Origin of the sequence: Enterobacter sp. CM29 (assembly GCF_013179605.1) — a bacterium.
GTDB lineage: Bacteria > Pseudomonadota > Gammaproteobacteria > Enterobacterales > Enterobacteriaceae > Enterobacter > Enterobacter intestinihominis.
Genome location: NZ_JABMCU010000322.1, coordinates 1 through 2,192, shown reverse-complemented (window position 1 = coordinate 2,192; position 2,192 = coordinate 1). Strand labels below are relative to the sequence as shown.

The following is a 2,192-nucleotide window of genomic DNA, read 5'->3' as shown; positions in this document are numbered from 1 at the left end:
ATGACTTCACATCACACGGTGCTGACAGCTTCCGCTACTTTGCAGTAGCGAAGAACAACCATAAGCAGGTCGGCGCAGTATTCTTCTAAGGAGCTCATCAGTGAGTGAATTAAGCACCGGGGAGCAGTTCCTCGTTAATGCCCTTGCTGATGTTCTCGGGCGGCAGCGCATGATGTACGCGGGCCAGCCGGGAAACACCAAACGCACTAAGTTGTGGGATGAGTTCGGCTACCCAAACAGCCTCGAATTCGACCGCTACTACCGGGCCTATGAGCGCAACGCGGTGGCGTTTGCCGCCGTGCATAAGCTTCTCGATTCATGCTGGGCTGATAACCCGACGATCATCGACGGCGACGACGGCAAAGAGTCAACGGAGACAACGGACTGGGAAAAGTCAGTCACAAAACTACTGAAGAAGCACTGGCCGAAAATTAAGGATGCGGATCGCCGTAATCTCGTTGGCCGGTACTCGGCATTGCTCATTCAGTTCCGGGACGGCAGGGAATGGCACGAGCCGGTAGACCGAGCGAAGGTGAAATCTCTGAGGAATATCGGTAACGGACCCATCGTTAAGCTGATCCCAGCGTGGGAATCACAGGTCAAGCCGGGTAACTTCGACACAGACACACTTTCAGAAACGTACGGCCAGCCAGTTTCGTACAACTTTAACGAGCAGCCCGTAGGCGATGATGGTACGTATGGCCCGGTGCGCGGCGTTACCGTACACCCCGAGAGGATCATCATTCTCTGCGAAGGCTCTGAAGACGAAAACATGCTCTCCGGCGTGCCTTTCCTGCGCGCTGGCTACAACAAACTGCTCGACCTTGAAAAGGTATCGGGCGGTAGTGCCGAAGGGTTCCTGAAGAACGCCAGTCGTCAACTTGGGATTGCGTTCGACAAAGAAACCAACATTGCGAACCTGACAAAGGCAGCCACAGACGCTGGCTACAAAGACCTTGGCGAGGCGCTTAACGACAAAGTCTCCAAGATGAACCGTGGCACTGATGCCGCCCTGGTAATGCAGGCCGGCACGCCGTCGGTGCTTTCCGTAGCAGCAGCCGATCCATCTCCTACATGGACAGTGGCCGCCAACGAGTTTGCATCTTCGATTCAGTGTCCGTTCACCATCTTGTTTGGTCAGCAGACGGGGCGACTTGCTTCCGACGAAGACAAAACGGACTGGGCGAAGCGCTGTAACGGCCGTCGCTGGGGATTCCAGTCGGCGGTGATTGAGAGCGTGCTTGAGCGATTCTGGACGGTTGGAGTCATTGACCCACCATCATCCGGAGAGGTCACGCTGGCATGGTCAGATCTGCTCGCGCCGAGCGAGAAAGAGAAGATTGCCAACATGCAGGCAATGGCCGCAGTAGCGAAAGATACCCAGCAGGCATACGGCACACCGGCAGTGGATGAAAACGAAATCCGCGCGGTTGGTGAGCTGGAGCCTCGCAAGGTCGTCAAGACCCCTAACCCTGATGTAAAGCAAACCGATAAGGATCCGCTGACAGATGATGATGACAGCGCAAACCAGAATCGGGACGCCAATCGTACCGCGCAATAAAGCTGACCCTACGCAGTCCTCGCGACAGGTCAGCCGGATGTTCAATGATATCGAAGGCCGGTATCTGAACATTAAGCGCAGGCTAAAGGCACTCTTTGACCAAAGGCTGACAGGACAGCAGCGAGAGGCGAACGCGCAGCGGTCATGGATGATGTGCAACAGCGATGGCGCAGAGCCTTCGCTGTATCAGGTCAATGCCGGTAAGTTCATCTATGACATGACAGCTGCTGAACTGGCCGACCTGCTGCAGGTAGTGCAGTCGATTCTTGATGATGAGCTTCTTGAAGGCGGCAGCCAGAACCTATGGGCGATGGACTACGTCATTGCGGAATATGACCGCGGCACGCTAAACGGCTTCACCAACCTGTCGGTGCAGTCGCAGGTATACGCCAGTCAGACAACGCTACAGCAGCTCTTAAGTAGCCTCGGCTACCTGAACCAGATAGCGGCGGCAAGACTGACAACGTTCAGTGACTGGAAGGTCATCAGCGATACAGCCCGCGGCGATCTGACCAATATCATCACCGATGCAGTAGCGCGCGGGGTGAATCCTCGAGAGACGGCCAGCGTCATCAGCAAACGCCTCGATGTATCGATGTCGAAGGCGAAGAACATCGCTCAGACCGAGCAG

At 55.7% G+C, this 2,192-nt stretch carries 2 protein-coding genes; both read left to right on the top strand.

Annotated elements, in window-relative coordinates; all coding sequences use genetic code 11:
• The first annotated feature begins 100 nt into the window (after positions 1 to 100).
• Positions 101 to 1,561 (top strand): DUF1073 domain-containing protein, encoded by a 1,461-nt coding sequence (locus HP459_RS22565; RefSeq protein ID WP_171936888.1) that lies wholly within the window; start codon positions 101 to 103, stop codon positions 1,559 to 1,561.
• On the top strand, positions 1,515 to 2,192 hold a 678-nt coding region (locus HP459_RS22560), incomplete at its 3' end, for a phage head morphogenesis protein (protein WP_253939676.1). The genes HP459_RS22565 and HP459_RS22560, both read left to right, overlap by 47 nt.